Consider the following 24,531-nt stretch of genomic DNA (forward strand, 5'->3'; position numbering starts at 1 on the left):
TTTAAAACACTCGACTATTTTATTAATCTACAAAATGAACACTTACCTCGCCTAAGCAAGCGAACTTTGCTGTAAACACATCGCCAGGCTTCGCTTCAACTGCTGCTGAAAGGGCCCCTGATAAAATGATTTCTCCTGCTTTTAAAGAAATATTGTATTCTGCTAATTTATTTGCCAGCCAAGCAACACAAATGGCTGGATTCCCTAATGCAGCCGCACCTGCACCTGTATTGGCAATCACACCATTTTTATAAAAGGCCATGCCCATGAGTTCGAGGTCTACATCGTCAACCTTTGTCGGAGTACCACCGAGTACATATAATCCTGATGATGCATTGTCCGCAATGGTATCTACAAGTTTTATCTGCCAATCCTTAATACGGCTATCAACTATTTCTAGAGACGGAACGATATAATCGGTAGCTAATATTACATCTGCTACTGTAACATTTGGACCTGTCAGTTCTTTCTTTAATTTAAATGCGATTTCTGCTTCTACTTTTGGCTGAAGGAGACCAGTACAAGAGATTTCTCCTCCATTCTCAATAATCATAGTATTCAGTAAATGTCCATAATCCGGTTCATTAACCCCCAGCAAGTCTTGCATGGCTTTGGATGTTAACCCAATTTTCTTGCCTGTTATTCTTTGTCCCTTACTTACCTTTTTATTTATATTTTCTAACTGGATGGAATAGGCTTCCCCAATTGATAGATTAGGTTCTAGCAATGTAAGTGGGTCCATACCAATCCTTGAGGTTTCTGCCTTAACAAGCATTTCCGCAAAGCTTCTAATTTTAGTAACCATAACGCCCTCACCTTTCTTTACAAATAATCCTTCATTAATTTTTCAAATTAAGCTCTTTTTTACCTTCTCTTTGAATTTGAAGGAATAGTCCCATTTGAAAATCAGCGTTGTTAGAACAAAGTTTACATTTGCGGCGAATTGCAGCTTTTTGAACATGGGGGAGGGATAGATGTTTTAATCCATAAATAACATGCCTTTTGCACAAAAAGATCATTACTTTCCACTCCTTCACTAAACCTCATTTGTAATCAATTGTTTATTAAAAACATTCATGCTTCCTGTTTATGGAAGCATGAATGTTTTTATTAGTAATTTACACATATTGAGATTTTTCCAACGTCTATTACTTTTGAGTTTGATTCAAAAGTTCTTCAATTTTTCCTTTTGAAGCGAACTGAGGGTTAGGTTTTCCTCCCCATCTGTCAAGTGTCCATGGACTTGGCTCGAGAAGTCGCGCATCCCTTGCATTTTCTTCTGGAAACTCTTCCATTCCAAAACTATATTCCATTGTCATTCCATCAGGGTCTAAGAAATATAAGAAAATACTTTCTGATGGTTCATGGCGGCCTGGACCAAAGACAATCGGCACCTCACCATTTAAAATTCGATTTCTGGCAATCCCAATATCATCAATATCCTTTACCATAAAATTTACATGATGTAATTTATTTTCAGTGTTTTTTATCAATGCAAAAGAATGATGGTAAGGATTGGGGAAGCAGCGCAGCCACGCATTCTCTCCTAAATGATCCGACACAATAAAGTTTAACTTTTCCACAAAGAATTTTATCGTACTGTCAACATCCGTTGCATTTAAAACAACATGCCCCAAGTGCTGAATCTTTGTATGTCTGGGTACGAAATCTTTGATCATATACATCATTTTGCTATAAAACTCTAGTTCTAACCCAGTGTTAGGTTCAACAATCCGGAAGGATCTCCCTTGTTTAAGCTCCTTAAGTTCCGCATGAGACACTTCCTTTGGGCTTAATCCATTTTTTACAAATTCACTAAAGGCAATGTCAAGCTGTTTATCATTCTCCATTTGAAAGCCCACTCTTTTGATTCCTGGTTCTGTCGATGGATATAGAATCACATTATGATGGTCATTGCTACATCGGAAAAAAGAAAGCCCATTTCTATTTTTTTCAACGTGCTGCAATCCAACCACCTTATCATAAAAGTCTGTAGACCTATCTACATCACTTACATTTAAAGCAACATAACCAATTTTTTTATATCTAAACATGAATATCTCCTCCAACTATGATTATAAGATTATGCTCACTTTTCCATGGGGTCTTAAGCTGTCCAGTTTTAAGATGACTTTCTTTTCTTTAATTTTTATTTCTCCATTTTCTTCTACTAACTTATATTCATTAATTCCAACATAGCAATCCAGCATTTCACGTTTTGTACGGTATGCGGCAAAATTAGATCTTACCGTTACTTCATTTTCTTTGGAATGAACGATTCTTACATTACTGATATTGTGAAGGGTTGTTGAATGAGGGTATTCAACATGTGCCTCTTTTTTCAATAATCGCAACGCCCTTTGTTCCAATCTGGCTCTGTCGTCATGTACAAAATAAAGGGATCTGCTTGTGTCTGCATCAGGATTTCCGATTGGCGGGATTAGATAACGACCATCTGATGAGAAGAGGGCTGCCCACTCTTTTAATTTCCATTCATCAAGAAGTTCTGCTTCATGAAATAAAAGGTCTTCGATATTTTGACGCGTTATTTTCATACCTGTACCCTCCCAGCTTCTTTTTTGGTCATTACCTCATCCCACTGTCTCCAAAATGCACGCATTTGTTCTTCATCATTTGACTCATATATATCCCTAATCATCCCTTTGGAAATATCGTTCCACTCTACCTCATTATTGTTTAAAAAACCTTCCTGACATAGCTCAAGTGCTTCGTTATCATCAGGTGTTGCAAAGCCGCCAGGCCCTAAGAATTCCAAAAAATTATCATTTCTTCTATGTCTAAACTGTTCATTTTCTCCTTTCGGAGCTAAAGCATAGCCCGTAACTTCCATATACCCTGGTTCAATTGGATAAAAAGTTCTGATGGTGATTGCCATAATATCGTTTATCACTAAATTGGGGAAGATTAACAGATTTCGATTTAAAGAAGTAATTCTATTAGCACGCTCTTCACCAAATTTTTCTACTAATTTAGCTTTGATTTCGTCTGTTTCTTTCTTGCCTTCTTCTCCCCAAGCAGGAATCCATTTTGCAACAGGTCTTCCCCAAGGTGCTGAATATTCCACCACTCCATGGCCATTTCCTAAATCTCTTCCTACACCTTTAAGATGTTCCTTTGATAATTCACCGCCGCGAGTAGCAACAATATCAAAATAAGTTTTGTGTGTAGGCATTCCGTGATAGGAGTCCACGCTGTTTTCGGCCAATAGTTTCCAGTTTGCCCTTACACTATATTGCTGTGGATTTTGCAAAACTTCCATTCCTGCTTCTGATTGGTCAGCAATTAATTCCAGGTATTCTTTTGCGTTTCCTAAATAATCCACTAAGAAAATCGCATTTTGATCAAAATTTACAAAATAAAATCCTCGGAAACTATCAAGCATTATAACTTCTTGAAGATTTTTCGATCCATCGCAATTAAAGGACTCTGAAAAAGCTTCTTTTCCTGGCAGCCCGACTAATTGCCCTTTATTATCAAAGCTCCACGCATGGTAAAAGCATCTAAATACCTTGGAATTTCCTTTATTTTCCCGGCAAACCAATGCACCGCGATGGGAACAAGAATTATACAAAGCTCTAATAACTCCATCACTTCCCCGGGTAAACAGAAGATTTCTTCCCCCTACTTTTTTTCGATGAAAATCACCTTTGTTTGGCACTTCGGACTCATGTCCAATAAATAACCAACATTTACTGAATATCTCCTCTTTTTCCTTTTCCAGGACTTCTTGTTCTGTAAATACACTGCGATGGACTAAAAACTCTGAATTTAACCGATCATCAATCACGTATTCTTTCATTCTAATCCCCCTCAAATTTTAATTGAATATTCCGAACATTTTAATTGCATTCCTATTCATAATCGCTTCCTTGGCCTCTTGATCTATTTCTAAATTTTCTAGCCAATGACCAGGAAGCTTTTCTCGAATATCAAAGGGATAATCTGAACCAATCATAAGTTGACTTGATCCAAAGGTTGTTAGCAAGTATCTTAAGGCGTTAATGTCATAAACCAAAGTATCGTAATAGATTTTTCTGGCATAATACCCTGGTGGTTGCGGGCAAACCTTTCTAATTTCCTCCATTGTTTCCCATCCATAATTCAACCGTGGTAAAATCGTCGAAATCGTTCCTCCGCCATGGCTTACATAAATCTTTAATTTAGGAAATTTTTCCAATATACCACCAGTAATCAGTGAAGCAACTGCCAATCCATTTTCGGTTGGAAACCCAATTAAAGCTGACAAAGCAGATGGACCTGCAATTCGATCATTTCCGATGGGACGTAACGCATGGATAAAAATAGCTATTCCTTCAGCCTCTGCTTCTGCAAAAAACGGAGTAAAATATGGGTCGCCAATGGATTTTCCATTTATGTTTGTACCGACTTCCACCCCCTTTAGACCGAAATCCTTTTTTAAAGGTCGGATTTCTTTTGCCGCCATATCTGGATCTTGTAGCGGAAGCATTCCCAGTCCCAAAAAGCGATCCGGGTTTGCTGCTATAAATTCTGATAGCTGGTAGTTAATATGTCGTGAAAAATCAAGTGTATCTTTCGCATTAAACCAATAAGAGAGCAACTCCGGCATAGGAGAAAGGACTTGAATATCTACGTTCTCAGCATTCATATCTGTAATTCTGCGTTCCGAACTCCAGCATTGATCTGTTATCGTTCTATAATTTTTGCCTGATATTATGACTTGTTTATGATGAGCATTACTGCAAATACATGTTGTTACAGGCCATCTATCTCCTCCAATTCTTCCTGCCATTATTGGCAGATTTTCAGGTACAAAATGGGTATGAACATCAATTAACAAACTACTTTTCACCTCCAATCAATTCTATAACTCGAATCTCTTATAGCATCGTACTTCCACCATTTACACTAATCGTTTGACCAGTGATAAATCTTGCTTTATCTGTTGCCAAATAACGAACAAAGTCGGCTATCTCATCTTCATAAGCCCCTCTTCCTTTAGGAATAAGCCCAATATATTTTTTAGCTAATTCAGGATCTTTTCTTCTAATATTCTCTAAAGGTTCTGATTCTACTGTAGGAGGTGCAACCGTGTTGATTGTAATATCATACCGAGCGAATTCTCTGGCCAATCCTGTTGTTATAGCATGTACTCCCCCTTTAGCAGCATTATATGCAGCATGATCCCAGAGACCATTCCGAACAGAATCTGCACCAATATTAATAATTCTCCCATAATTTTGTTGCACCATATAAGGTAGGACCTTATGACAAGACCATACGCAGGTCCATAGATTCCGATCAATTGTCTTTTTAAGAGTTTCTGCATTGTGCTCAAGAAATGGAAGAATTACCCCGCCTCCGGCATTATTCACAAGAATATCAACTTTATCCCAACGCTTTATTACCTTTTCAGTCATCGCAATCACATTTTCTTCTATAGAAAGATCTCCAACAAAATAGTCGATTTCTGATCCAGCTTGTTTGGCGACCTCTTCAGCCGCATTTTTTGTACGCTCTTCCTCTGTTCCCGTAATCAGTACTTTTGCTCCCTCTTTCGAAAGAATAAGTGCAATCTCTTTGCCAATTCCCCTGGAAGAACCAGTTACTATGGCAACCTTACAATTTAATTCAAGAATCTCTGATTGATTTGGCATATCTGACATTACCTCTCTTCCATCCTTGTTAATCATTTATTGGTAACGCATACATTAATGAGAATATTATCTAAAAGTTTGTAAGCATCAAATTATAAACTTTCTAATATAGGTTCACTCACGATAAAATGAACCTATATGTACCATCTGGACCTGTCGTTCTGCTTTATACATTGATGACTGTTGTATTACGTAGAAGGAAATTTTCACAAAGTTTGGCAAATTCATCTTTTTTCTCTATTTGGGTCCAATGTCCGCACTTCGAAAAAATATGTAACTCTGAATTTGGTAATAACTCCAAAAATTTCAAACTAGTTTCCTGGTATGGGACGACAATATCATCTCTTCCGTGAATCATTAACACTTCATTTTCTATTTTTTTGATTTGTTCTTCTGGTAAAGCTAATTGATTTAGTTTTTCTTGGCGCGGTTCAGCAAACATTTTTGAAAAAGCTTCTTGCAGACCTGCCTGGATACTAGCTTTATAGCGTAACTCAGCTAATTCATCCGTCGCAAATTTCTGGTTGTATGCAAAGATTTCTAAAAGTTTTTTCATATTTTCAACACTTGGCTCGTATCCCCATACCTTGTATAAACCATAGGTCATCTTAAATGGTAAACCGGCAGCACCCATTAAAACTATCTTCCCTACTAAATCAGGCCTTTTATTCGCAATCTGTAATGCCAGCGCCCCTCCTAATGAGTTTCCGATAATATGCACATTGCTTTGACCTACCGCTTCAATAAAATTGATCAGGTGATTTGTCCATGTTTCTACACCATATTCAATAGTTTCTGGTCTTTCCGTATAACCAAACCCAACCATATCAGGCGCAAATACATGGAAATTTTCGGATAGTTTTGGGATAATCAGTCGCCAGTTTGCCCAAGCGGTAACTCCAGGACCAGAGCCATGAATTAAAAGAACTGGCTCACCCTGACCGCTCTCATGATAATGAGTTGATATACCCTTTACGTCTAAATACTTAGAATTTCCATCCATTTTAAACACTCCTTATTTACGAATATTGAAAGGGTTTTCAAAATACCACAAAAATGAAACTTTTTCTGGTATTCTATTTATAGATCCAGGATAAGTAAGGATACCTTTCCTGATTAAAACTTAAATATTGTATTACTTTCATGATAAATCCACACTTCACTTAAATCTAATTGAAAAAACATTGGTATTGAGTGAATTTTCAAAATATTTTTTATATAGGCAGTTTTAAATGATAGATTGGGGTGATTTTTTTGGATACCATCCAATTAGAAACTTTTCTTAAAATTATTGAACATAAAAACTTTTCCAAAGCAGCCGAAATTTTAAATGTTACGCAGCCAACAGTGACTGCCAGAATAAAAAAATTAGAAGAAGAATTATGTTGTACCTTATTTGAGCGCGAAGGAAAAAACGCGAACCTTACAAAAGAAGGACAGATTTTTATTGAGTACGCCTCCAGTATACTTACCTATATGAATCATTCAAAGGAAGCCACTAGTTCATCTAATTTCCCCAAGATAAGAGTAGGAATTGCCCCTGGTTTTTCCTATTCTTTCATATCGGATTTAATATCCTCGATAATTTCTATTGATAAATTAGATGTTTCTATTTTTGAAGGAAAGGATTCCGGCCTCCTTAATGAACAATTGGTAAATGGAGAATTTGATTTAGTCATTACTAGAAATTTTTATACAAACAGATCAGATTTTATCTCGGAGCATTTGTTTGACGATAAATTAGTTTTGATTTGTGGGAAAAACCATAGGTTAGCCCATAAAAAAAATGTCAAACCATCTGACCTGCAAGGAGAAACACTCATTTGTTATCAACGTCATACACCGCTTTGGACTGCTATTGAACAGCAGCTTGTAGGCATCTCAGGTATTAAGCGAATTGAAGTCGGCAATAACGAAATGCTGAAAAGCGTAGTCGGAAGTGGAATAGGTATTGGCATTACCACTTTCCTAGGTGTGGATGATGTTAAAACAAATAACATAATCGTTAAAGATATCAAGGGCATTGAAAATATCCCAAACAAAGTTCATGTTCAATACAGAAAAAATCCGCTTATAGAACAACCAGTTAAAAAGATGATTTATTCAATTATTAACCACGAAATAGATAAATAATGTGTATCCCCCGATTTAAGGGGGATCGAAAATATTTTAATCAATCCCCCTTTTCTCAATAAACATAAAGCTATCATCGATCCCCTAGTTCTTTATTTGTTAGTTTCACTATTCTCATTTTCCCACAGCAATGCTTCCTAACCTGGTACAACTCTATTTATCAATATCTTCAGTCATGTTGTATATGTCTTGGACTAAATTGGTTGATTCATTATCCCCCCCTATTATTTAAATTCATCTCCTAGAATAAAATATTATTATTATTATTCTACTTGACTATGATCCTGTTGTTGTTTTTATAATATTAGAAACATTCAGAAAAATATATATAGGCTTTTATTAATTTTTCACTATATTTTTGCAAATTTTTATAAATGGAATTACGAATTAACTTGGAATAGACATATACCATTCTTGGGCTTAAGCAAGAAAATATATTAATTGAAAAATCCACATCAACAAAAATTTGGGATTTTAAAAAAATATTTCTTTTTCAGGAGGAGTGTTATTGAATACTCGAAACTATCTCGACAGTTTTCTAGAAAGTGGCAATACTGACTTTATTGGAATTAATGCCTTAGGGATATTACGCAAAGACCTTGTAGCTGTTCTTGGAATGGAACGAGTAAAAGGATTTTTATTACGTTATAGTCGTCAATGCGGAATAAATGATTGCAAGCATATGAAAGAAAATTATTTATGGGAACCAGAAATTGAATTATTTCATGCTGGCTATAAAGTAAACGAAATTAGAGGACATGCAAAATTGCACCCCGTCAAGATTAAATGTAATAAATTTAGAGATGAGTTTTATTTTGAATCCTTTTTTAATTATTCAATCGAGGCTGAACAACATATTCAACATTTTGGAAAAAATAATGAACCCGTTTGCTATACTCTTATGGGTTATGCCAACGGTTATGCAAGTGAATATTATGGTCAGGATATTTTATTTAAAGAAATAGAATGTATTGGAAAAGGAGATTCTCAATGCCGATTTATAGGTAAATTAATAAAAGACTGGGGTCCTGAAATAAATGAAATATTGCCCCTCTTTAAGGAGGAAAACTTAAGCGCCGAATTAGACAGAGCCTACCAACGAATTAAAGAACAGAAAAAAGCTTTACGAGATGCGCTTGATATTAGTGAAAAATTATCAAAAATATTAATTCAAGGAGGAAATATATCGAGTGTTCTGGAGGTATTATCAAACCGACTGTCTACGACGGTTCTTTTTGAGGACAGAAATTTTAATCTAATAGAATCCTTTGGTAGTTTTTCCCCCTATAGTTTCAAAGATTATTTTCAAAAAGAAAAGAGAAAAAAACTCCCATGGATGAAAGCATTATTTGAAGAAAAAAGAACTATTCAATTAAACATAGATGAACGGTTTGGTTGTCAACATGAACGTCTAACTTCTCCAGTCATACTAAATAACGAAGTGTGGGCATACATCTCTTTAATTAAAATCCATGGTAATTTTGACGAAATAGATTATGTCTTGCTAGAAAGGGCTAATACTATTTGTGCGCTTCATTTTTCAAATGAACGTAATGCGATTGAGACAGAAAAAAGAATAAAAGGCGGTTTTTTAAGTGAATTGTTAACCGATAAGCCTGATTATAAAAGCCTCACTTATCGAATGAAACTGATGGGTTATGACTTAAACAAAGATCATTACGTTTATATGCTAAATATAAATGAATATGAAGACAAAAGAGGAAGATTATTTGAAGTTAATAATAAAATAATCGATGAAGTTAATTACCAACTAAATTCATATGGTAAGAGCTGCATTGTTACAAATTTATTGGATAAGATTATTGTACTCATCCCCAAAGAGTTTTTAATTAAGATGAAAACAACTCCTAAAAAATTGGGAGAATTAATAGAAAAAACAATTCGTAAAAAGTATGGACATTCAAACCTATATTTAGGGATAAGTTCATTATTTAAAGGATTGGAAAATTTCAGGAAAGCCTATGAAGAATCCAGCATATCAATTTCTATTGCCTCCAGAAAAGAAAGCACTAAAACTATCATTTGTTATGAAGATTTAGGATATTTAGGTTTTTTACTTACAACTAATAATATTGCCGAACTTGAAAAGTACGCTAAAAATTTATTATCTGATCTATTAATCTATGATAAAAAAAGTAATTCAGAATTTATGAAAACGCTTTATTTTTTATTAGAATTTCAAGGAAATATAACCTTAGTGTCTCGAAAACTTATGTTGTCAGATGGTGCTGTCAGATACCGATTAAAGCGCATTTCTGAAATTACAAATCTTGATTTTGGCAACACAAAGGACTTCTTAAATGCACATTTAGCATTACAAATTTACCTTCTTTTCGGAATATGGGATTTAACTGGTTAAATTAATTCTTTTTTGATTTTTTATTAGGGGTAGTGTCAATGACACCGCCCCTATTTTGTTGCTTATATTTTTCCATTTATAGAAATCCTCAAAAATACAAAGAAATTTTAATAAAATCCTGTATATATTTATTTGAATTTTTAAAATATTATGAAAATAGTTAGATAAGCTGTCTTAGAAGAATAAAAACTTTTCTAACAATATTTACTATTGGAGTTGATAAAAATGAAAACAAAAGCTATTGTTACTCGAAATCAAGGCGAATTTAGTATGGAAGAAGTTACAATTCATGAACCAAAGGAGGAGGAAGTACTTATTCGAATTAAAGCTGTAGGCGTGTGCCATACTGACTTGAGTGTTAAGAACGGTTCCATTCCCTGTCCAATGCCAATCGTTTTGGGGCACGAAGGTGCTGGTGTAGTTGAACAGGTAGGTGCAGCAGTTCAAGGAATAGAACCAGGAGATCACGTGCTTCTCTCCTACAGCACTTGTGGTAAATGTGATGCTTGTCTTCAAGGTAAACCTTACGGATGTTCTAGTTTTGTTATGTTCAATTTTGGCGGGGTTATGCCCGATGGAACACGACGTATCGAAAAAGAAGGTGAAGAAATTTCCAGCTTCTTTGGGCAATCTTCGTTTTCGGAATATTCCGTTACTAATTATCGTAATCTTGTTAAAGTCCCGAAAGACGTTCCACTTGAAACCCTAGCCCCGCTAAGCTGCGGTATTTCAACAGGAAGCGGAGCAGTTATTAATAAGCTTAAACCAGAGCCTGGATCTAGCATTGCTGTTTTTGGTTGTGGTGCTGTTGGGTTGAGCGCTGTTATGGCAGCTAAGTTAAAGGGCTGCACAACCATTATTGCCATTGACATTAATGATAATCGATTAGAACTGGCTAAAGAATTGGGAGCTACTCATTCAATTAACAGTACTGAAGTTGAAAATGTCATTGGTAAAATCCATGAATTATCAAACGGCGGAGTAAATTATTCAGTTGAAACGAGTGGTTTGCCTCTAGTTTTACGACAAGCTGTTGACAGCACTAAAGCGCTTGGAACAACTGCAGTTGTCGGTGCCCCCCCTGTCGGAACAACCGTAGAGTTAGACCACTTTGGAATTATATTAGAGAAAACAATTACGGGGGTCATCATGGGGAGCGGAGTTCCACAAATTTTTATTCCGCAATTAATTGAATTATATAAACAAGGCTTGTTTCCATATGACAAACTTATTAAAACGTATGATTTTAGTCAAATTGAGCAAGCTGCGGCAGATTCAAAGAGTGGAATCGCAATAAAACCAGTCATGCGAGTGTCTGAATAAACGGAGAAACTACTTTTTAAATCAACTAATACTCAATTTACCTAACTGTTTAAGATAATGAAAATTATGAAAGCGCTTCATAAACAAGATGGAAGCGACCTAGGAGGTAAACAAATGAAAGAAACAGTAGAAAAGGTTGATTTATGGATTAATAATACTATTGTATCGTCTCATGACCAATTTGAAATTAGAGACCCTGGGCGTTTAAGTGATGTTGTTGCACAAGTTACGAAAGGTACTGTTGAGATTGCCAATATGGCTGTTGAAGCAGCTCATCGTGCATTCCTAACCTGGAGAAAAGTTGATGTTGCTGAACGAATAAATATGGTCTTGGCTGCTGCTGTTGCACTAGAATTAGAAATTCCACATTTAAGCACATTATTAGTAAGAGAACATGGAGGATTATTGGGAGAAGCCATGACAGATCTGGGCTATGGTGTAGGAGTGACACAATTTACAGCAGGTATTGCTCAATCCTTTCTCGTTCCAGAAGTGATTGAGGATGAAAATACTAGAATCGAAATAGCAAAAGTGCCTCGGGGCGTTACCGTCGCAATTGTCCCCTGGAATTTCCCAATCGTATTAACGATGATGAAATTGGCTCCAGCGTTAGTAACTGGAAATACAATCGTGGTTAAGCCATCCCCACTTGCCCCGGCAGCTATAACACAAGCTTTGAAAAAAATGGCTGCCGAATTACCTCCTGGAGTAATCAATGTGGTTACTGGCGACGGTGATGTTGGTGCAGCATTAACAAGTCATCCATTGGTTCGAAAAATTTCTTTCACTGGAGGCGTTCAAACCGCAAAGCATGTCATGCGTGATTCTAGTTCCTCTATCAAAAACATAACTTTGGAATTAGGCGGGAATGACCCCGCTATCATTCTCGAAGATGCTAATATTGCAGAGCTTATGCCCAATTTAGTCAGAGGAATTTTTACCAGATCCGGTCAAATTTGTTTTGCGGTAAAAAGAGTATATGTTCCAAAAAGTATTTATAATCAATTTTTTGATACCATGTGCCAAGTGGTTGATGAAATAAAAGTTGGACATGGATTGGATCCTCAAGCAACTATGGGTCCTGTTAATAATAAAGTACAGTATCAATTTGTTAAGGATTTAATTGAACAAGCCAAACAAAGTAACGCTACAGTTTGCGAATTAGGGAAAAAACTCTCCCCGGATGAGTGGAATAGTGGTTATTACATCCTTCCAACTGTTGTACGAGATGTTGAACATTCGGCCAAAGTGGCTTGTTGTGAACAATTTGGTCCAGTAATTCCACTAATCCCTTATCAATCAGTAGACCAGGTGATTGAAATGGCGAATGATAGTGAATTTGGGTTATGTTCTTCTGTGTGGTCGTCAGATAGAAGTCACGCTCTTGAAGTAGCTCGTCAAATTGAAGCAGGTAGTACCTTCATTAATAGTCATAATATCGAATCATTAGATGTACGAATGCCTTTTGGCGGGATCAAACAAAGTGGAATTGGCCGAGAGTTTTCAGAGGTAAGTTTAGCTGATTATATTGAATATCATGGGATTAGATATATGAAATAAGTTTTCAATATAATTAAATCCACTTATACTCGGGTTCATTTTTAAAATGAATCCGAGTCCCTTGGGTGAAGATTGAACGTTACCTTTAAATATATCTGTGTCTTATTCAAAGAAAGCAAAAATAGGAGAGGGGAAATATTGGATGCTGGATCACTTAAGATATTATTGGAACACAATAATAGTTCTTGCTGCAATCTATGGGTATATTTTAGGAGGTCAATGGGTGTGGATTGGTTCTGTAGGAGTAATAGTCTTTTTGTTACTGGGCGATTTACTATTCGGTAAGGATGAAGCGAAAAGGAATATCAAATATCCTTGGATACCTAATTTTGTTTTATATCTTCATGTACCATTGATGTTCGTTCTTTATGGTGCTTATTGCTGGCGTATTCTACAAGGGTTCAATGAACCAAATACGGTTATGACTGTACTTGCTTATGCAGGATGTGTTATAACTGCTACATTTATGGGAGCAGTACCCAATGTTCCTATCTCTCACGAGTTGTACCACCAAAGGTCAATGGTAGGGAAATTTTTAGGATTTACAGGCTCCGTATTTTGGGGAGATCCAATGCGCCTGCTTCCACATAATTATGGCCACCACAATGAGATTGGTATATGGTATAAAGATTCGGACACTGCTTATCGTGGAGAAAGTGTATACACCTTTGTGTTCCGAGCAACGTGGATGTCTTTCACTGAAGGTATAAAACTAGAAAAAGAGAATCAAAGTAAAAAGGGACGGTCTCTTTTTTCATTGACAAGCAAAGTCACTAGATCAGTTTTATTATTAGCTCTATTAATTGGTGGGTTTTATTATTTTTCCGGTTGGTTTGGCACAGCTTTATGCATTTTATCTTTGGCATTAGCAAAGTTGCTGGTGGAAGTTTTCAATTATACTCAACACTACGGTCTTATTAGGACGGAAGGTGCACCTATTCAACCAAATCATTCATGGGAGCATCGCTGGACCTTCAGTAGGATTGCAGGATTGGAAATCACGACTCATAGTGAACATCATCAAGATGCTTATATTCCCTATTATGAATTGAAACCGAGTCAAATTGATAATAGAATGCCGTCCATTATCCTTTGTTTCTTAATGGCGCTTGTTCCGCCCCTGTGGTTTAAGTTTGTTAAAACAAAACTAAAGAAAATGGACTTAAATTATGCCAATCCAGATGAGTTGGTTCTAGCTAGAAAAGCAAATGAAAAAGCTGGTTGGCCAAACTGGTTTGATGATGTTAAAAAAGAAGGAATCACCTAAGGTAATGTTGTTATAAAAAAGCATATTTGACCATCAATACAATCTGTTTTTTATAAACACGAGAAGAGGAGATTTTCATGGCTAATTTACTTTCTAGATTATTCAAGAAGAAAACACAGGAACCACTGTTAGTCGATGTAAAACCAAGTGGAGGGCAATTTACTGTACAGCCAAACCAGACATTATTGCAAGGAGCGTTATCAACAGGAATACCCTTCCCCCATGATTGTAGAGTTGGGACTTGCGGCAAATGCAAATGCCGTTTAGTTGATGGAAATATAAAACCAAGCATGGATTTTTCCTACACGTTAAGCAGAGAAGAAATTGAACAAGGCTATATCCTTACTTGTCAATCATTTGTCAAAAGTAATCTAACAGTACTGGTAGATTTGCCAGTAAAGATCCCTAATCATAAAATAAAATCTATCGATGGGATTATCGTTAATTCTATTCCTTTGACGCATGATATTCTCAAAATCACAATTGAACTGGAGGAAGGTATCACCTATGAAGCAGGACAATATGCCGATATTTCTGTTCCCGGCCTTACGGAACCACGCTCCTATTCATTTGCCAATGTGTCAAGTAATATAGGAAGTTCAGAGATTAGTTTTTTTATCCGCCACGTTCCAAATGGTGAAATGAGTGGGTGGTTCCATGAAAAGAATCGGATTGGTGAAAAAGTACAAATCACGGGTCCCTATGGCTCTTTCTATTTTCGAGATTCAACGGATCCAATTATATGTATTGCAGGTGGAAGTGGTTTAGCACCTATAAAAGCAATTTTAGAACAAGTAGCCGAACTTGGGGAAAATACACCAGTATTATTTTTATTTGGAGCACGGACAAAAAAAGACCTTTATTGCTTGGATGAAATTCACGAATTGATTTCATTCTGGAATGCACCTTTTCATTTTATCCCTGTATTGTCAGAAGAATCACTTGGAAGTGATTGGATTGGTGCTCGTGGTTTAGTAACCGATTATATTAAAGATTTTCCAGGTATTAGATTATCCTCATGTAAAGCATATCTTTGCGGCCCACCGGGAATGATCGATGCAGCGATTGGCAAGTTGAGCGACTATGGAATCAATAATAATCAAATCTTTTTTGACAAATTTTTGGACCGAAGTCATTTGAGTAGAAAATAATCATGCAAGGTATTAGATAATCCCTTATTAGAACCCGTTTCGGACAATCCAGATTATAATGAAAAATTCCCGAATAAGGATATTCTTTTAATAATTTATTAATCTGGTACGAATTTATTAAGTCTATATATAGGTTCATCGTTTTACGATTTCAGAATAATGAGACTTTATATATTAATTAACATAGGTTTGTTTATAAGGAGTAGATATCAATGAATACAGCTTTAAACAATTTTAGAAAAAAAGAGTTAATAAATGAATTAGAGCATCAAAGAAATAATATGTACGTTTTATCATCATTGCAGGGATTTAAAAATCCACAAGTTATCAAAATTAGCCAAGAAATAGATAAGATTATAACTGTTTTTCAACTGGATAAGTTGAAAAAAGAGAAAAACAATAATATTGATAAACTGTAGTTAAGTTTAATGTTAATTTTGTTGTTTTTTAGTAAAAAGGGCATCCCTGTAATACTAGGAATGCCCTTTTTATCGTACTACGTAGAGTAGAAAAATAGCACCCATTTCTGAGCACCATTTAAAAGTTTGAAAGAATTTTAAGAAGAAAAATCAAAATAATTTCTCTTCAACAATCTAGGTAATTCCATAAGCTCTTTAAAACTTATTGAATGTCCGATTAGCTTTGTATCCACTAAAAACAATTGATCTTCAATTTCTTTAATGATGTTGTCGGGCTGATACACCATGTCACATTCCTGGCAGATAATCGCTGGTGTCATCGTAATTTCGATCGCCCTTGATCCATCAGGCAGCTCCCAGTAAACCGTGTTCTCTCCGCTGCTTGCGTTTCCTCCGCACCACTCACATTTAATGTCCAAGACGAATCACCTTCTCATTTACTTTGATTTATTTTATTGATCTTCACTACCGATTGATTTTTGCTGTGCTTTAAATTTCTTTTCTTTTAATTCGTCCCGTTTTTCACGTTTATCCTTAAGAGAAGAATGTTGCGGGTCTTTCTGGTACTTTTGCCTTCTATCTAGACGATGAAGATTTTCCGGGATGAGGTTGAATTTACTGTCATTCATGATAGCGGATATACCGACATTGGATTTGTACTTTTCATAATCAGGATACACACCTTTAAAGTAGCCTTCCGCTGTGCCGGGTATATAGTTTTGAGGCTCTGGGTAGGACGTTATCACACCTTCAAAATTCCGTAACACCACTTTATCCGCACTTTGTGAAATAAGATAATTTGGCTGTAACGCGATTTTTCCTCCTCCACCAGGAGCATCGCAAACAAAGGTTGGGACTGCATATCCAGAAGTATGACCCCTAAGGCCTTCAATAATTTCTAGACCCTTTGATACTGGAGCCCTAAAATGCCCGATCCCCTCCGATAAATCACACTGGTAAATATAATAAGGTCGAACTCTGATTTTAACGAGGTCATGCATTAATTTTTTCATTATTGGTACACTGTCATTGATTCCAGCCAGAATCACGGACTGATTCCCGACAGGAACACCAGCATTTGCAAGCATTTCACAAGCACGTTTTGAATCTTCGGTAATTTCAATGGACGTATTAAAATGGGTATTTAACCAAATTGGATGATACTTTTTTAAAATAGTACATAAATTTTCGGTTATTCGTTGCGGAAAGACAACAGGGGCTCTAGTTCCAATGCGAATGATCTCTACGTGGTCAATTTCTCGAAGGTTTTTTAAAATATATTCCAAAATATTATCGTTAATTAACAATCCATCCCCACCTGAAAGAAGTACATCTCTCACTTCATGGGTTTGCCGAATATAAGCAATTGCAGCATCAATTTGTTTTTTTGGAACCCCCATTCCTATCTGACCTGAAAATCTCCTTCTTGTACAATAGCGACAATACATTGAACATTGATTCGTTACTAAAAAAAGAACCCGATCAGGATAACGGTGCGTTAAGCCTGGAACTGGGGAATCTTCATCTTCATAAAGTGGATCTTCTAGATCATACTTTGTTTTATTAATTTCTTTCCCAATCGGAACCGACTGCATGCGAATGGGACAACGTGCATCATCGGGATTCATTAAGGATGCATAATAAGGAGTGATGTTTAAAGGGATGGTTTTAGTGGAAATTCTTACACCTTCTTCTTCAGCTGAGGTTAAATGAATGACTTTTTTCAAATCATCTAAAGTTCTAATCGTATTAGTGAGTTGCCATAACCAATCATTCCATTGTTCTTCTGTTACATCTTTCCATAACTCGATATCCTTCCAATGCCGATTTGGTTTATATAAAGTTTGTTTCATGTGGATTCCTCCATTCAATCTGTATCATTATTAAATGCAAGTTTTATGCCAAGTGATAAGAAAGAATGGTATCTTAACCAAAATTGCACTTTTTATATTTGAAATCATCTTTTTAAAAATTAGGCTGTATTAAAGCTCAATGTTGATTTTTTGCGCAATGTTGATTGGAGTGGAAGGTGCGAGACTCCTGCGGGAGCAGCGGGACAGGTGAGACCCCGCAGGCGCTTTAGCGCCGAGGAGGCTCACCGCCCGCCCCGCGGAAAGCGAAGCGCCTGGAACGGAAATCAACACTCTAGATTAACAGAGCCAAAAAATAAAGTGCCGATTATTCGGCACGATTCTTTTTCAATTTATATTGTAGCGTTTGTCTTGGAATATCTAAAAGGTTTGCTGCTTGCATGATATTTCCTTTCGAGAGCGAAAGAGCCTGCGAAATCAAGTCATTTTCTAATTTTTGTAAGTGGGAATTAAGAGAAAGGAGCGTAGACATTTTTCCCTTTGGAGGACCTGCTTGTTTAAGCAGAATCGGCAAATCTTTTCCCGTTAGCTGCTCCTCTTCACAAACATTCATCATATATTCAATCGTATGTTTTAATTCACGCACATTCCCTGGCCATTTATGGTGAATAAATATCCGTTGAATTTCCTCATCTAAACCACAGACTTGTTTTTTTAGAACTCCATTAAAAAATGCGATGAATTGTTCTGATAGGAACAAAATATCTTCCTGTCTTTCTCTTAATGGGGAAAGTTCAAATGACAGCACATTTAGTCGATAAAACAAATCATGTCTCAACTGCTGTTTTTCCACCGCTTGTAGTGGATGTATATTCAATGCGGTAATAACCCTTACATCAACTAGAATGTTCGTTGAACTGCCCACTCTTCGAACCGTGCTATCTTCTAAAACCCTTAGTAGTTTTGCTTGCAGGTCAATGGGAAGTGTATGGAGTTCGTCGAGAAACAGAGTTCCACCGCTAGCTAATTCAAATAATCCTGGTCGATCTAGTGCACCAGTATAGCTTCCTTTCGCTGTCCCAAAAAGGATGCTTTCAAGTAAAGTCGCCGGGATTGCCGCGCAATTTTGCGCAATGAAGGGACCACGAGATCGATTTGAAGCATGATGAAGCCCTTGGACAAATAATTCCTTTCCAGTACCACTTTCTCCAAAAACGATGACTGGGGAATCTGATAGCGCTAATTTTCTTGCTCGATCCTTAATTTGTTGAAAAGGTTGGTTAACCGTTTTTAGATCGTCAAGTGTATAAAACACTCGCTTTTTTCCGTTTTTTGATTTTTTCAAACCCTTTTCCATGTCTAGCAATCTGTCATATAATGACTGAATTTGCGAATAATCCTTCCCAATCTCCACTGCACCAATGATGACTCCATGATCGACGATGGGGAGGGTCGTGTTCATCGTTTCAATTTTTCTGCCATGGATATTTACATAAGATTGGGGCTGATTATAGATGGGCTGTTTTGTTTTTAAAACCTTTAAAAGGGTACTGTTTTTTTCATTTAAGGAGGGAAACACGGAGAGAAGGGAATTTCCAAGCACCTCATTGATTTCAAGGCCATCATGATAAGCGGCCACTTCATTGTAAAAGATGGAAATCCCCTCTGTATTAACCACATGAATGGCTTCATCAATACTTTTTAAAATGGATGTTAAAACTTCCTTTGTCAGGTTTGTGTGTTCAATCATTGTGCTTCACCATCCCACTTCAAGTATATGAAATGGTGCCGAAATATTGTCATTCAAGTGCCAAAAAACCAGCAGTAAAATGGAGATCTCTGTTCACGCCTTTTCAACTATTCTGGCTTCGATAAGTTCTTAATCCATAAATTCATATTTTCAAGCTTGTCATAAATGAAACAATTATTAGGAAGTCTCCCCCGATACTGATAGCCAAGCTGGTAAAAGGCTGCATTCATCCCAAACGATTGAGCTCTTGCCAGTGAGTAAACGCAAAAAATACCTTTCCGAATGAGTTCTTCCTCAAGTTTTTGTAACAGTAGCTTCACAAAACCATGTTTACGAAAATTAGCTAAAGTAGCACAATCTGTTAATTCAGCATTTTTATAAATATTATTTACTTCAGCAGAAGCTGCACTTACAATCACATCATCTTGTTCAATAACAAAATAGATCGTTCCCTCTTTAAATGTCTTAACGATATAATCAGGATCGTGAAGCGGGGTTGGATACACTGGGAAAACTGCTTTGTATAGTTCGGCCAGTTTTATCACATCGTTTTTATCAGCTTTCCTTATGACGTCTACATTAATTTTCCTATTCTCTTTAACATCCCTTTGAAGTAAATAAATATTGTTCATCATTTGATCCTCAGAGATTCCGAATTTATTGATAAGACGATCAGTTTGATAATATTTTGAAAAAAAATAAGCATCAGATCCCGAGAAATATCCATCTAACTTGGCTTCACAGCAAAAACCATGGACAAGGAAATCTGAAAAATGCTCATATCTAACTTTACAAATTAATTTTTCAGCTTGATTATTCTTTGCTACTAATTCTGATGCTTGGATTACCCTTTCAACATTTCCCCTGAAATCGTCGATTCGAACACGTTTATTAAATGGATCAAGATAAACCTCAAGCATAAAAGAGTCACCATTCATAACTTTGGTGATGGCTTCTCGAGTCACGAAGTTCCCTCCTCTCGTTAATTGATAGGATCTTTTGTTTCACTTTAGGCTCAATTGGCTACCTCACACCATCTAAGAACGGTTAAAGCTATAATTTCTGCAGCCATGAACACATCATTAAGATTAATATATTCATTAGCATCATGGGCAACCTCTGTCACTCCAGGACCAAATATAATGACAGGAATTTGACCCACTTGAGATAAAAGCCCCCCATCGGTTCCCCACGGTGATGCTTCAATTAGTGGTTCTTTTGTAGTTATTTCTTCATAAGAGCCTGTAATCACTTCTACAAGGGGATGTTCAACCGGAAGATTTCCTGGTAACCACCTTCCACCAAACCATTCAATCTTAGGAGGATATAAGCTGAACCAAGGATCGATTTCCTGTAAAGCAAGAAGGTTTGATTCCATTTCTTTTTCAGCCTGCTCCATCGTTTCATTTGGAGCAACACCCATCCTACCCTCAATTACCGCAAGATCTGGTACAGAGGAAGGCCAGTTTCCACCATTCATTTTTCCAACGTTGATTGGAATGGGGAGGGAGATATGTTCATAGAGAGGATCATTTATGCGGTTATTTCGGTCAGTCTCCAATTTTTGTAGGTGTTGGATGATTAACAGTGCTTTTTCAATGGCACTAGTTCCTTCATACCTTGTTCCGCCATGAGCAGATTTTCCATGAACAGTTATCCGGAACCACATTGACCCTTGCTGCTTAGGGAAAAACTTTAGATTAGTAGGTTCCGGAATAATTGCCCCATCAGCCCTGTAGCCTCTTAACAACGTTGCAAGCGTCCCGGCTCCACCGCTTTCTTCTTCAATCACACTTTCAAAAATCACATCCCCTTTTAATTGAAGTTTGGTTGCACGGATCGCCTCAATTGCCAGTAACAGAGCCACAGTGCCCCCCTTCATATCAGATGAACCCCTGCCATATAATCGACCATGCTCTACCAAGCCACTAAAAGGATCCTCCCGCCATTTCGTTCGGTCACCTTCTGGAACGACATCGATATGGCTGTTTAATATGATTGATTTCCCACCTCCTTTTCCTTTAAGGAGGCCAACGACATTTGGATTATCAAGAAAACTCTTGCGATCCGAGCAAAATTTCGGATGATTTATCAGCTCTTTATCTCCTATTTCCCATATATCAAGCTTTAATTTTAGTTCTCGACATTTTTCAATAATAATAGCTTGTGCTCTGCTCTCATGCCCACGTATGCTACCCTCTTGGACTAATTTTTGTAAAAGAAAGGTCCCCCTCGCTTGATTTTTCTTTAACCACTGTATTACCTTACTTTCATGAGATTCCATACAACCACTCCTCGCTTAGTTAAGTAATGGTTCTAATGAATGGAGATAAACTAAAATCACATCCTGTTGTTTTCTGGACATCAATAAGGGAATATGGTGCGAAAATTTCGGTTAATTCCAACCCAGTTTCACTGACTAAAAAGACCGCCATTTCTGTAATAATTAAATCAACACAAGTAGCAGATGTTAAGGGAAGTTGACATGATTCAACTATTTTGGGTTTTCCGTATTTATCGGTGTGACTCATTATCACAATGACCTTTTTTGCCTTTTGTGCCAATTCCATAGCACCTCCCATTCCGGGGACCTTAAACCCAGGCACAATCCAATTTGCCAAATCTCCTTTTCTACTAACTTCAAGGGCACCCAGGATTGTCATATCAATCCTGCCTCTACGAATCATTCCAAAAGCTATTGTACTATCACAATAGGAAGCACCTGCAGTCACCGTAACTGGAAGACCACCTGCATTGCAAAGGTTCTCGTCTTCCTCCCCTTTTTTGGGGCTTGGTCCCATACCAAGAATCCCGTTTTCTGCCTGAAACATTACCGTTACATGCTCCTCCAGATGGTTGGGTACCAAGGACGGGATGCCAATCCCTAAATTAACAGTCATGCCATTTTTTATTTCCTGTGCCGCTCTTTTTGCCATTCGATCGCGAGTTTCTACTCCCAAGCCCAATTCCAATTCACCCCCTCTGATTGGATAATTTTATCGATAAAAATTCCTGATGTCACAATCGCATCAGGATTTAGGGCTCCAAGTGGAACGATTTCTTCTACTTCAGCAATCGTTATTTTACCTGCCATGGCCACAAGTGGATTGGTATTCCGTGCACTTTTGTCATAGACAAGATTCCCATATGGATCGGCTTTTTTTGCATAAACGATGGATACATCTGCGGTCAATGCCGTTTCGAGGATGTAGGTTTTTCCATTTAAACTGATTCTTGGTTTATTTTGGCTAACCACTTCACTATCTAGACCGATATCGCTTAAAACACCTCCAAGGCCCACCCCGCCCGCTCTTACTCTTTCGGCAAGGATTCCTTGAGGAGAAAACTCAACCTCTAGTTTTCCTTCTGTCATTAATTTTCCAGCGATTGGGTTCGAGCCAATATGAGATGTGATCACTTTTTTTGCCCTGCCACTGCTAACGATTTTGCCAATCCCGATGTCTGGAAAACCTGTATCATTTCCTATTATGGTTAAGTTTTTTATCCCCTTTTGCAGAATTCCCTCAATAATCGTTGGCGGGGAACCGACCCCTCCAAACCCTCCAAACATTAAGGTCATATCGTCATAAAAAAATTTTAACGACTCATCAAGGGGAATTATTTTTGTGAAAGTATTCTCCATTTATTCCCCACCTGCTTTGGCATCATCATACTGTTGGAGGATTTGCTCAAATTGCTGAAGGGTTTTAGTCAGTAAAAAAATTAATTCCTCAATTTCCTTTTCATTAATTGTTAATGGCGGTGATATGATGATGGAATCACCATTTATTCCATCTAATCCCGCTGCTGCAGGATAAATTAATAAACCATTTGCTTGGGCAATTTCTACAAGAGTTTTAGTAACTTGAAGATTTCTGGGAAAGGGGTGTTTAGTCTTTCGATCCTTTACAAATTCAAGTCCCATTAGCAGTCCTATTCCTCTTACATCCCCGATGAACGCAAAACGATGTAGTAATTTTTCAAGCCTATTTTTCAAAAGGTTTCCCTTTGACTCAACATCAGCGAGGATCTTGTGGTTTTCTAGATACTGGAGAACTGCCAATGAAACCGCACAGGATTGTGGATTAGCGCTAAGTGTATGCCCGCTCATTACTAGCTTTGATCCAGCGAGGATCGGTTCCATTACTTGATCGCTTACCAGCGTTGCCGCAATCGTAGCATAGCCTGCCCCCATCCCTTTTCCTAAGGCAACGATGTCTGGTTCCACATCCCAATGTTCACATGCTAAAATCGTCCCAGTCCGACCAAAACCAGTCATCACTTCATCGGCAATAAACAAAATTTGGTTTTTTTCACAAATCTCTTTAATCACCTTGAAATAGTCTTCGGGTGGAGTTATGGCCCCTCCAGCGGCACCAATGACTGGTTCTGCAATAAATGCTGCAATTCGATCTGCACCCATCCGCTTTATGACTGTTTCCAATTCGTATGCGCAAGCGTAACCACATTCAGGTGCAGTCATTTGATATGGACAACGATAGCAATAGGGAGGATTAATTGCTGGGCACTCTTCCAGTAACGGAACAAAACGAGCCCGACGACTGGGGTGACCAGACATAGATAAAGCTCCAAGCGTAATCCCATGATAGCTAACCCATCTAGACAATATTTTTGTTTTTGTTTCGATACCTTTTTCTTGCCAATATTGGATCGCAATTTTCATCGCTGTTTCGGTTGCCTCAGAACCACTGTTAACAAAAAAACTCCAATTTAAGTTCCCAATCGCTTGGTCTGCTATCTTTTTAGCTAGTGCTTCAGCAGCATCACTAGTAAATTGGGAACGATAGACAAACGAAACTTTTTGAGCCTGAAGGTTCATCGCTTTAATAATCTCGGGAACGCCATGGCCTATATTAGCGGTAACTGCTCCAGATGATCCATCAAGGTATTTTTTTCCTGTTTTATCATACAAATAAATACCTTTTCCATAATCAATCACAGGATAGGTGGTATCCAGAATTGGTTTTATTAAATAAGATGTGTCCATAATCTCACTCCGTTTCTCAATCAAAAGACGGCGAACCTTCTCTAAAATTCACGCTATTCAATTATATGAAGT

General features: G+C 37.2%; 22 protein-coding genes. 7 read left to right on the forward strand and 15 right to left on the reverse strand.

The genetic code is table 11. The features are described from left to right. Positions 1-22: 22 nt before the first annotated feature. The 7 genes from B1NLA3E_RS14565 to B1NLA3E_RS14600 all read right to left on the reverse strand — a co-directional run bounded on the left by B1NLA3E_RS14565 (position 23) and on the right by B1NLA3E_RS14600 (position 6,660). Positions 23-805 carry a 2-keto-4-pentenoate hydratase gene (locus B1NLA3E_RS14565; protein ID WP_015594594.1) on the reverse strand — a complete coding sequence of 261 codons (783 nt, stop codon included), beginning with the start codon at positions 803-805 and terminating at the stop codon, positions 23-25. 343 nt (positions 806-1,148) lie between these two features. Then, positions 1,149-2,054, reverse strand: coding sequence for a VOC family protein (locus tag B1NLA3E_RS14575; RefSeq protein WP_041580568.1), 906 nt, complete (start codon positions 2,052-2,054; stop codon positions 1,149-1,151). A 21-nt stretch (positions 2,055-2,075) separates the two neighbouring features. Then, on the reverse strand, positions 2,076-2,555 hold the full coding sequence (locus tag B1NLA3E_RS14580; protein ID WP_015594596.1) for an aromatic-ring-hydroxylating dioxygenase subunit beta: 480 nt from the start codon (positions 2,553-2,555) through the stop codon (positions 2,076-2,078). Beyond that, positions 2,552-3,820: an aromatic ring-hydroxylating oxygenase subunit alpha gene (locus tag B1NLA3E_RS14585; RefSeq protein ID WP_015594597.1), complete on the reverse strand. Its 1,269-nt coding sequence runs from the start codon at positions 3,818-3,820 to the stop codon at positions 2,552-2,554. The genes B1NLA3E_RS14580 and B1NLA3E_RS14585 overlap by 4 nt, the downstream gene beginning before the upstream one ends. An 18-nt stretch (positions 3,821-3,838) precedes the next feature. Further along, positions 3,839-4,840, reverse strand: coding sequence for an amidohydrolase family protein (locus B1NLA3E_RS14590; RefSeq protein ID WP_041580570.1), 1,002 nt, complete (start codon positions 4,838-4,840; stop codon positions 3,839-3,841). 40 nt (positions 4,841-4,880) lie between these two features. Then, positions 4,881-5,666 carry an SDR family NAD(P)-dependent oxidoreductase gene (locus tag B1NLA3E_RS14595; protein WP_041580571.1) on the reverse strand — a complete coding sequence of 262 codons (786 nt, stop codon included), beginning with the start codon at positions 5,664-5,666 and terminating at the stop codon, positions 4,881-4,883. A gap of 157 nt (positions 5,667-5,823) precedes the next feature. Beyond that, entirely contained in the window at positions 5,824-6,660 is an 837-nt protein-coding gene (locus B1NLA3E_RS14600) for an alpha/beta fold hydrolase (protein ID WP_015594600.1), read from the reverse strand. Between the two features lie 251 nt (positions 6,661-6,911). On the opposite strand from B1NLA3E_RS14600, the gene B1NLA3E_RS14605 reads away from it, so the two are divergent. The 7 genes from B1NLA3E_RS14605 (at position 6,912) to B1NLA3E_RS14635 (ending at position 15,890) form a co-directional block, all read left to right on the forward strand. Continuing rightward, positions 6,912-7,790, forward strand: coding sequence for a LysR family transcriptional regulator (locus tag B1NLA3E_RS14605; protein ID WP_041580572.1), 879 nt, complete (start codon positions 6,912-6,914; stop codon positions 7,788-7,790). A 508-nt stretch (positions 7,791-8,298) separates the two neighbouring features. Continuing rightward, on the forward strand, positions 8,299-10,170 hold the full coding sequence (locus B1NLA3E_RS14610) for a XylR N-terminal domain-containing protein (RefSeq protein WP_015594602.1): 1,872 nt from the start codon (positions 8,299-8,301) through the stop codon (positions 10,168-10,170). 225 nt (positions 10,171-10,395) lie between these two features. After that, a complete protein-coding gene (locus B1NLA3E_RS14615) occupies positions 10,396-11,493 on the forward strand; it encodes an NAD(P)-dependent alcohol dehydrogenase (RefSeq protein WP_015594603.1) in 1,098 nt (365 codons plus the stop codon). Between the two features lie 114 nt (positions 11,494-11,607). Beyond that, a complete protein-coding gene (locus B1NLA3E_RS14620) occupies positions 11,608-13,053 on the forward strand; it encodes an aldehyde dehydrogenase family protein (protein WP_041580573.1) in 1,446 nt (481 codons plus the stop codon). A gap of 142 nt (positions 13,054-13,195) precedes the next feature. Then, positions 13,196-14,320, forward strand: a complete 1,125-nt coding sequence (locus B1NLA3E_RS14625; RefSeq protein ID WP_015594605.1) for a fatty acid desaturase — start codon at positions 13,196-13,198, stop codon at positions 14,318-14,320. A gap of 77 nt (positions 14,321-14,397) precedes the next feature. Continuing rightward, entirely contained in the window at positions 14,398-15,471 is a 1,074-nt protein-coding gene (locus B1NLA3E_RS14630; RefSeq protein ID WP_015594606.1) for an NADH:ubiquinone reductase (Na(+)-transporting) subunit F, read from the forward strand. Positions 15,472-15,683: 212 nt separating this feature from the next. Continuing rightward, complete coding sequence (locus B1NLA3E_RS14635; protein WP_015594607.1) at positions 15,684-15,890, forward strand: aspartyl-phosphate phosphatase Spo0E family protein; 207 nt, start codon at positions 15,684-15,686, stop codon at positions 15,888-15,890. 137 nt (positions 15,891-16,027) lie between these two features. Here the strand turns inward: B1NLA3E_RS14635 and B1NLA3E_RS14640 are convergent, their stop codons facing one another. From B1NLA3E_RS14640 to B1NLA3E_RS14675, 8 genes are all read right to left on the reverse strand, one after another. Beyond that, a complete protein-coding gene (locus B1NLA3E_RS14640) occupies positions 16,028-16,309 on the reverse strand; it encodes a YokU family protein (RefSeq protein WP_015594608.1) in 282 nt (93 codons plus the stop codon). 33 nt (positions 16,310-16,342) lie between these two features. Continuing rightward, the gene (gene ablA / locus B1NLA3E_RS14645) at positions 16,343-17,743 is read right to left on the reverse strand and encodes a lysine 2,3-aminomutase (RefSeq protein WP_015594609.1); all 1,401 of its coding nucleotides are present in this window, start codon (positions 17,741-17,743) and stop codon (positions 16,343-16,345) included. Positions 17,744-18,068: 325 nt separating this feature from the next. Beyond that, on the reverse strand, positions 18,069-19,451 hold the full coding sequence (locus B1NLA3E_RS14650; RefSeq protein WP_015594610.1) for a sigma-54 interaction domain-containing protein: 1,383 nt from the start codon (positions 19,449-19,451) through the stop codon (positions 18,069-18,071). Positions 19,452-19,558: 107 nt separating this feature from the next. Continuing rightward, positions 19,559-20,416 carry a putative beta-lysine N-acetyltransferase gene (gene ablB / locus B1NLA3E_RS14655; protein ID WP_015594611.1) on the reverse strand — a complete coding sequence of 286 codons (858 nt, stop codon included), beginning with the start codon at positions 20,414-20,416 and terminating at the stop codon, positions 19,559-19,561. A gap of 50 nt (positions 20,417-20,466) precedes the next feature. Continuing rightward, positions 20,467-21,735 (reverse strand): peptidase, encoded by a 1,269-nt coding sequence (locus B1NLA3E_RS14660; RefSeq protein ID WP_015594612.1) that lies wholly within the window; start codon positions 21,733-21,735, stop codon positions 20,467-20,469. A 19-nt stretch (positions 21,736-21,754) separates the two neighbouring features. Then, on the reverse strand, positions 21,755-22,417 hold the full coding sequence (locus B1NLA3E_RS14665; protein WP_015594613.1) for a 3-oxoacid CoA-transferase subunit B: 663 nt from the start codon (positions 22,415-22,417) through the stop codon (positions 21,755-21,757). Next, positions 22,402-23,094 carry a 3-oxoacid CoA-transferase subunit A gene (locus tag B1NLA3E_RS14670; protein ID WP_015594614.1) on the reverse strand — a complete coding sequence of 231 codons (693 nt, stop codon included), beginning with the start codon at positions 23,092-23,094 and terminating at the stop codon, positions 22,402-22,404. Before B1NLA3E_RS14670 ends, B1NLA3E_RS14665 begins: the two co-directional genes overlap by 16 nt. Next, positions 23,095-24,459, reverse strand: coding sequence for an aspartate aminotransferase family protein (locus tag B1NLA3E_RS14675; RefSeq protein WP_015594615.1), 1,365 nt, complete (start codon positions 24,457-24,459; stop codon positions 23,095-23,097). Between the last annotated feature and the right edge of the window lie 72 nt (positions 24,460-24,531).

This window comes from Bacillus sp. 1NLA3E (assembly GCF_000242895.2).
Lineage (GTDB): Bacteria > Bacillota > Bacilli > Bacillales > Cytobacillaceae > Bacillus_BU.

Bases quoted from the DNA above. Each gene is read 5' to 3' on its own strand.
- B1NLA3E_RS14565 (WP_015594594.1), bottom strand. From the start codon at position 805: ATGGTTACTAAAATTAGAAGCTTTGCGGAAATGCTTGTTAAGGCAGAA.
- B1NLA3E_RS14575 (WP_041580568.1), bottom strand. From the start codon at position 2,054: ATGTTTAGATATAAAAAAATTGGTTATGTTGCTTTAAATGTAAGTGAT.
- B1NLA3E_RS14580 (WP_015594596.1), bottom strand. From the start codon at position 2,555: ATGAAAATAACGCGTCAAAATATCGAAGACCTTTTATTTCATGAAGCA.
- B1NLA3E_RS14585 (WP_015594597.1), bottom strand. From the start codon at position 3,820: ATGAAAGAATACGTGATTGATGATCGGTTAAATTCAGAGTTTTTAGTC.
- B1NLA3E_RS14595 (WP_041580571.1), bottom strand. From the start codon at position 5,666: ATGTCAGATATGCCAAATCAATCAGAGATTCTTGAATTAAATTGTAAG.
- B1NLA3E_RS14600 (WP_015594600.1), bottom strand. From the start codon at position 6,660: ATGGATGGAAATTCTAAGTATTTAGACGTAAAGGGTATATCAACTCAT.
- B1NLA3E_RS14615 (WP_015594603.1), top strand. From the start codon at position 10,396: ATGAAAACAAAAGCTATTGTTACTCGAAATCAAGGCGAATTTAGTATG.
- B1NLA3E_RS14620 (WP_041580573.1), top strand. From the start codon at position 11,608: ATGAAAGAAACAGTAGAAAAGGTTGATTTATGGATTAATAATACTATT.
- B1NLA3E_RS14625 (WP_015594605.1), top strand. From the start codon at position 13,196: ATGCTGGATCACTTAAGATATTATTGGAACACAATAATAGTTCTTGCT.
- B1NLA3E_RS14630 (WP_015594606.1), top strand. From the start codon at position 14,398: ATGGCTAATTTACTTTCTAGATTATTCAAGAAGAAAACACAGGAACCA.
- B1NLA3E_RS14635 (WP_015594607.1), top strand. From the start codon at position 15,684: ATGAATACAGCTTTAAACAATTTTAGAAAAAAAGAGTTAATAAATGAA.
- ablA (WP_015594609.1), bottom strand. From the start codon at position 17,743: ATGAAACAAACTTTATATAAACCAAATCGGCATTGGAAGGATATCGAG.
- B1NLA3E_RS14650 (WP_015594610.1), bottom strand. From the start codon at position 19,451: ATGATTGAACACACAAACCTGACAAAGGAAGTTTTAACATCCATTTTA.
- B1NLA3E_RS14660 (WP_015594612.1), bottom strand. From the start codon at position 21,735: ATGGAATCTCATGAAAGTAAGGTAATACAGTGGTTAAAGAAAAATCAA.
- B1NLA3E_RS14670 (WP_015594614.1), bottom strand. From the start codon at position 23,094: ATGGAGAATACTTTCACAAAAATAATTCCCCTTGATGAGTCGTTAAAA.
- B1NLA3E_RS14675 (WP_015594615.1), bottom strand. From the start codon at position 24,459: ATGGACACATCTTATTTAATAAAACCAATTCTGGATACCACCTATCCT.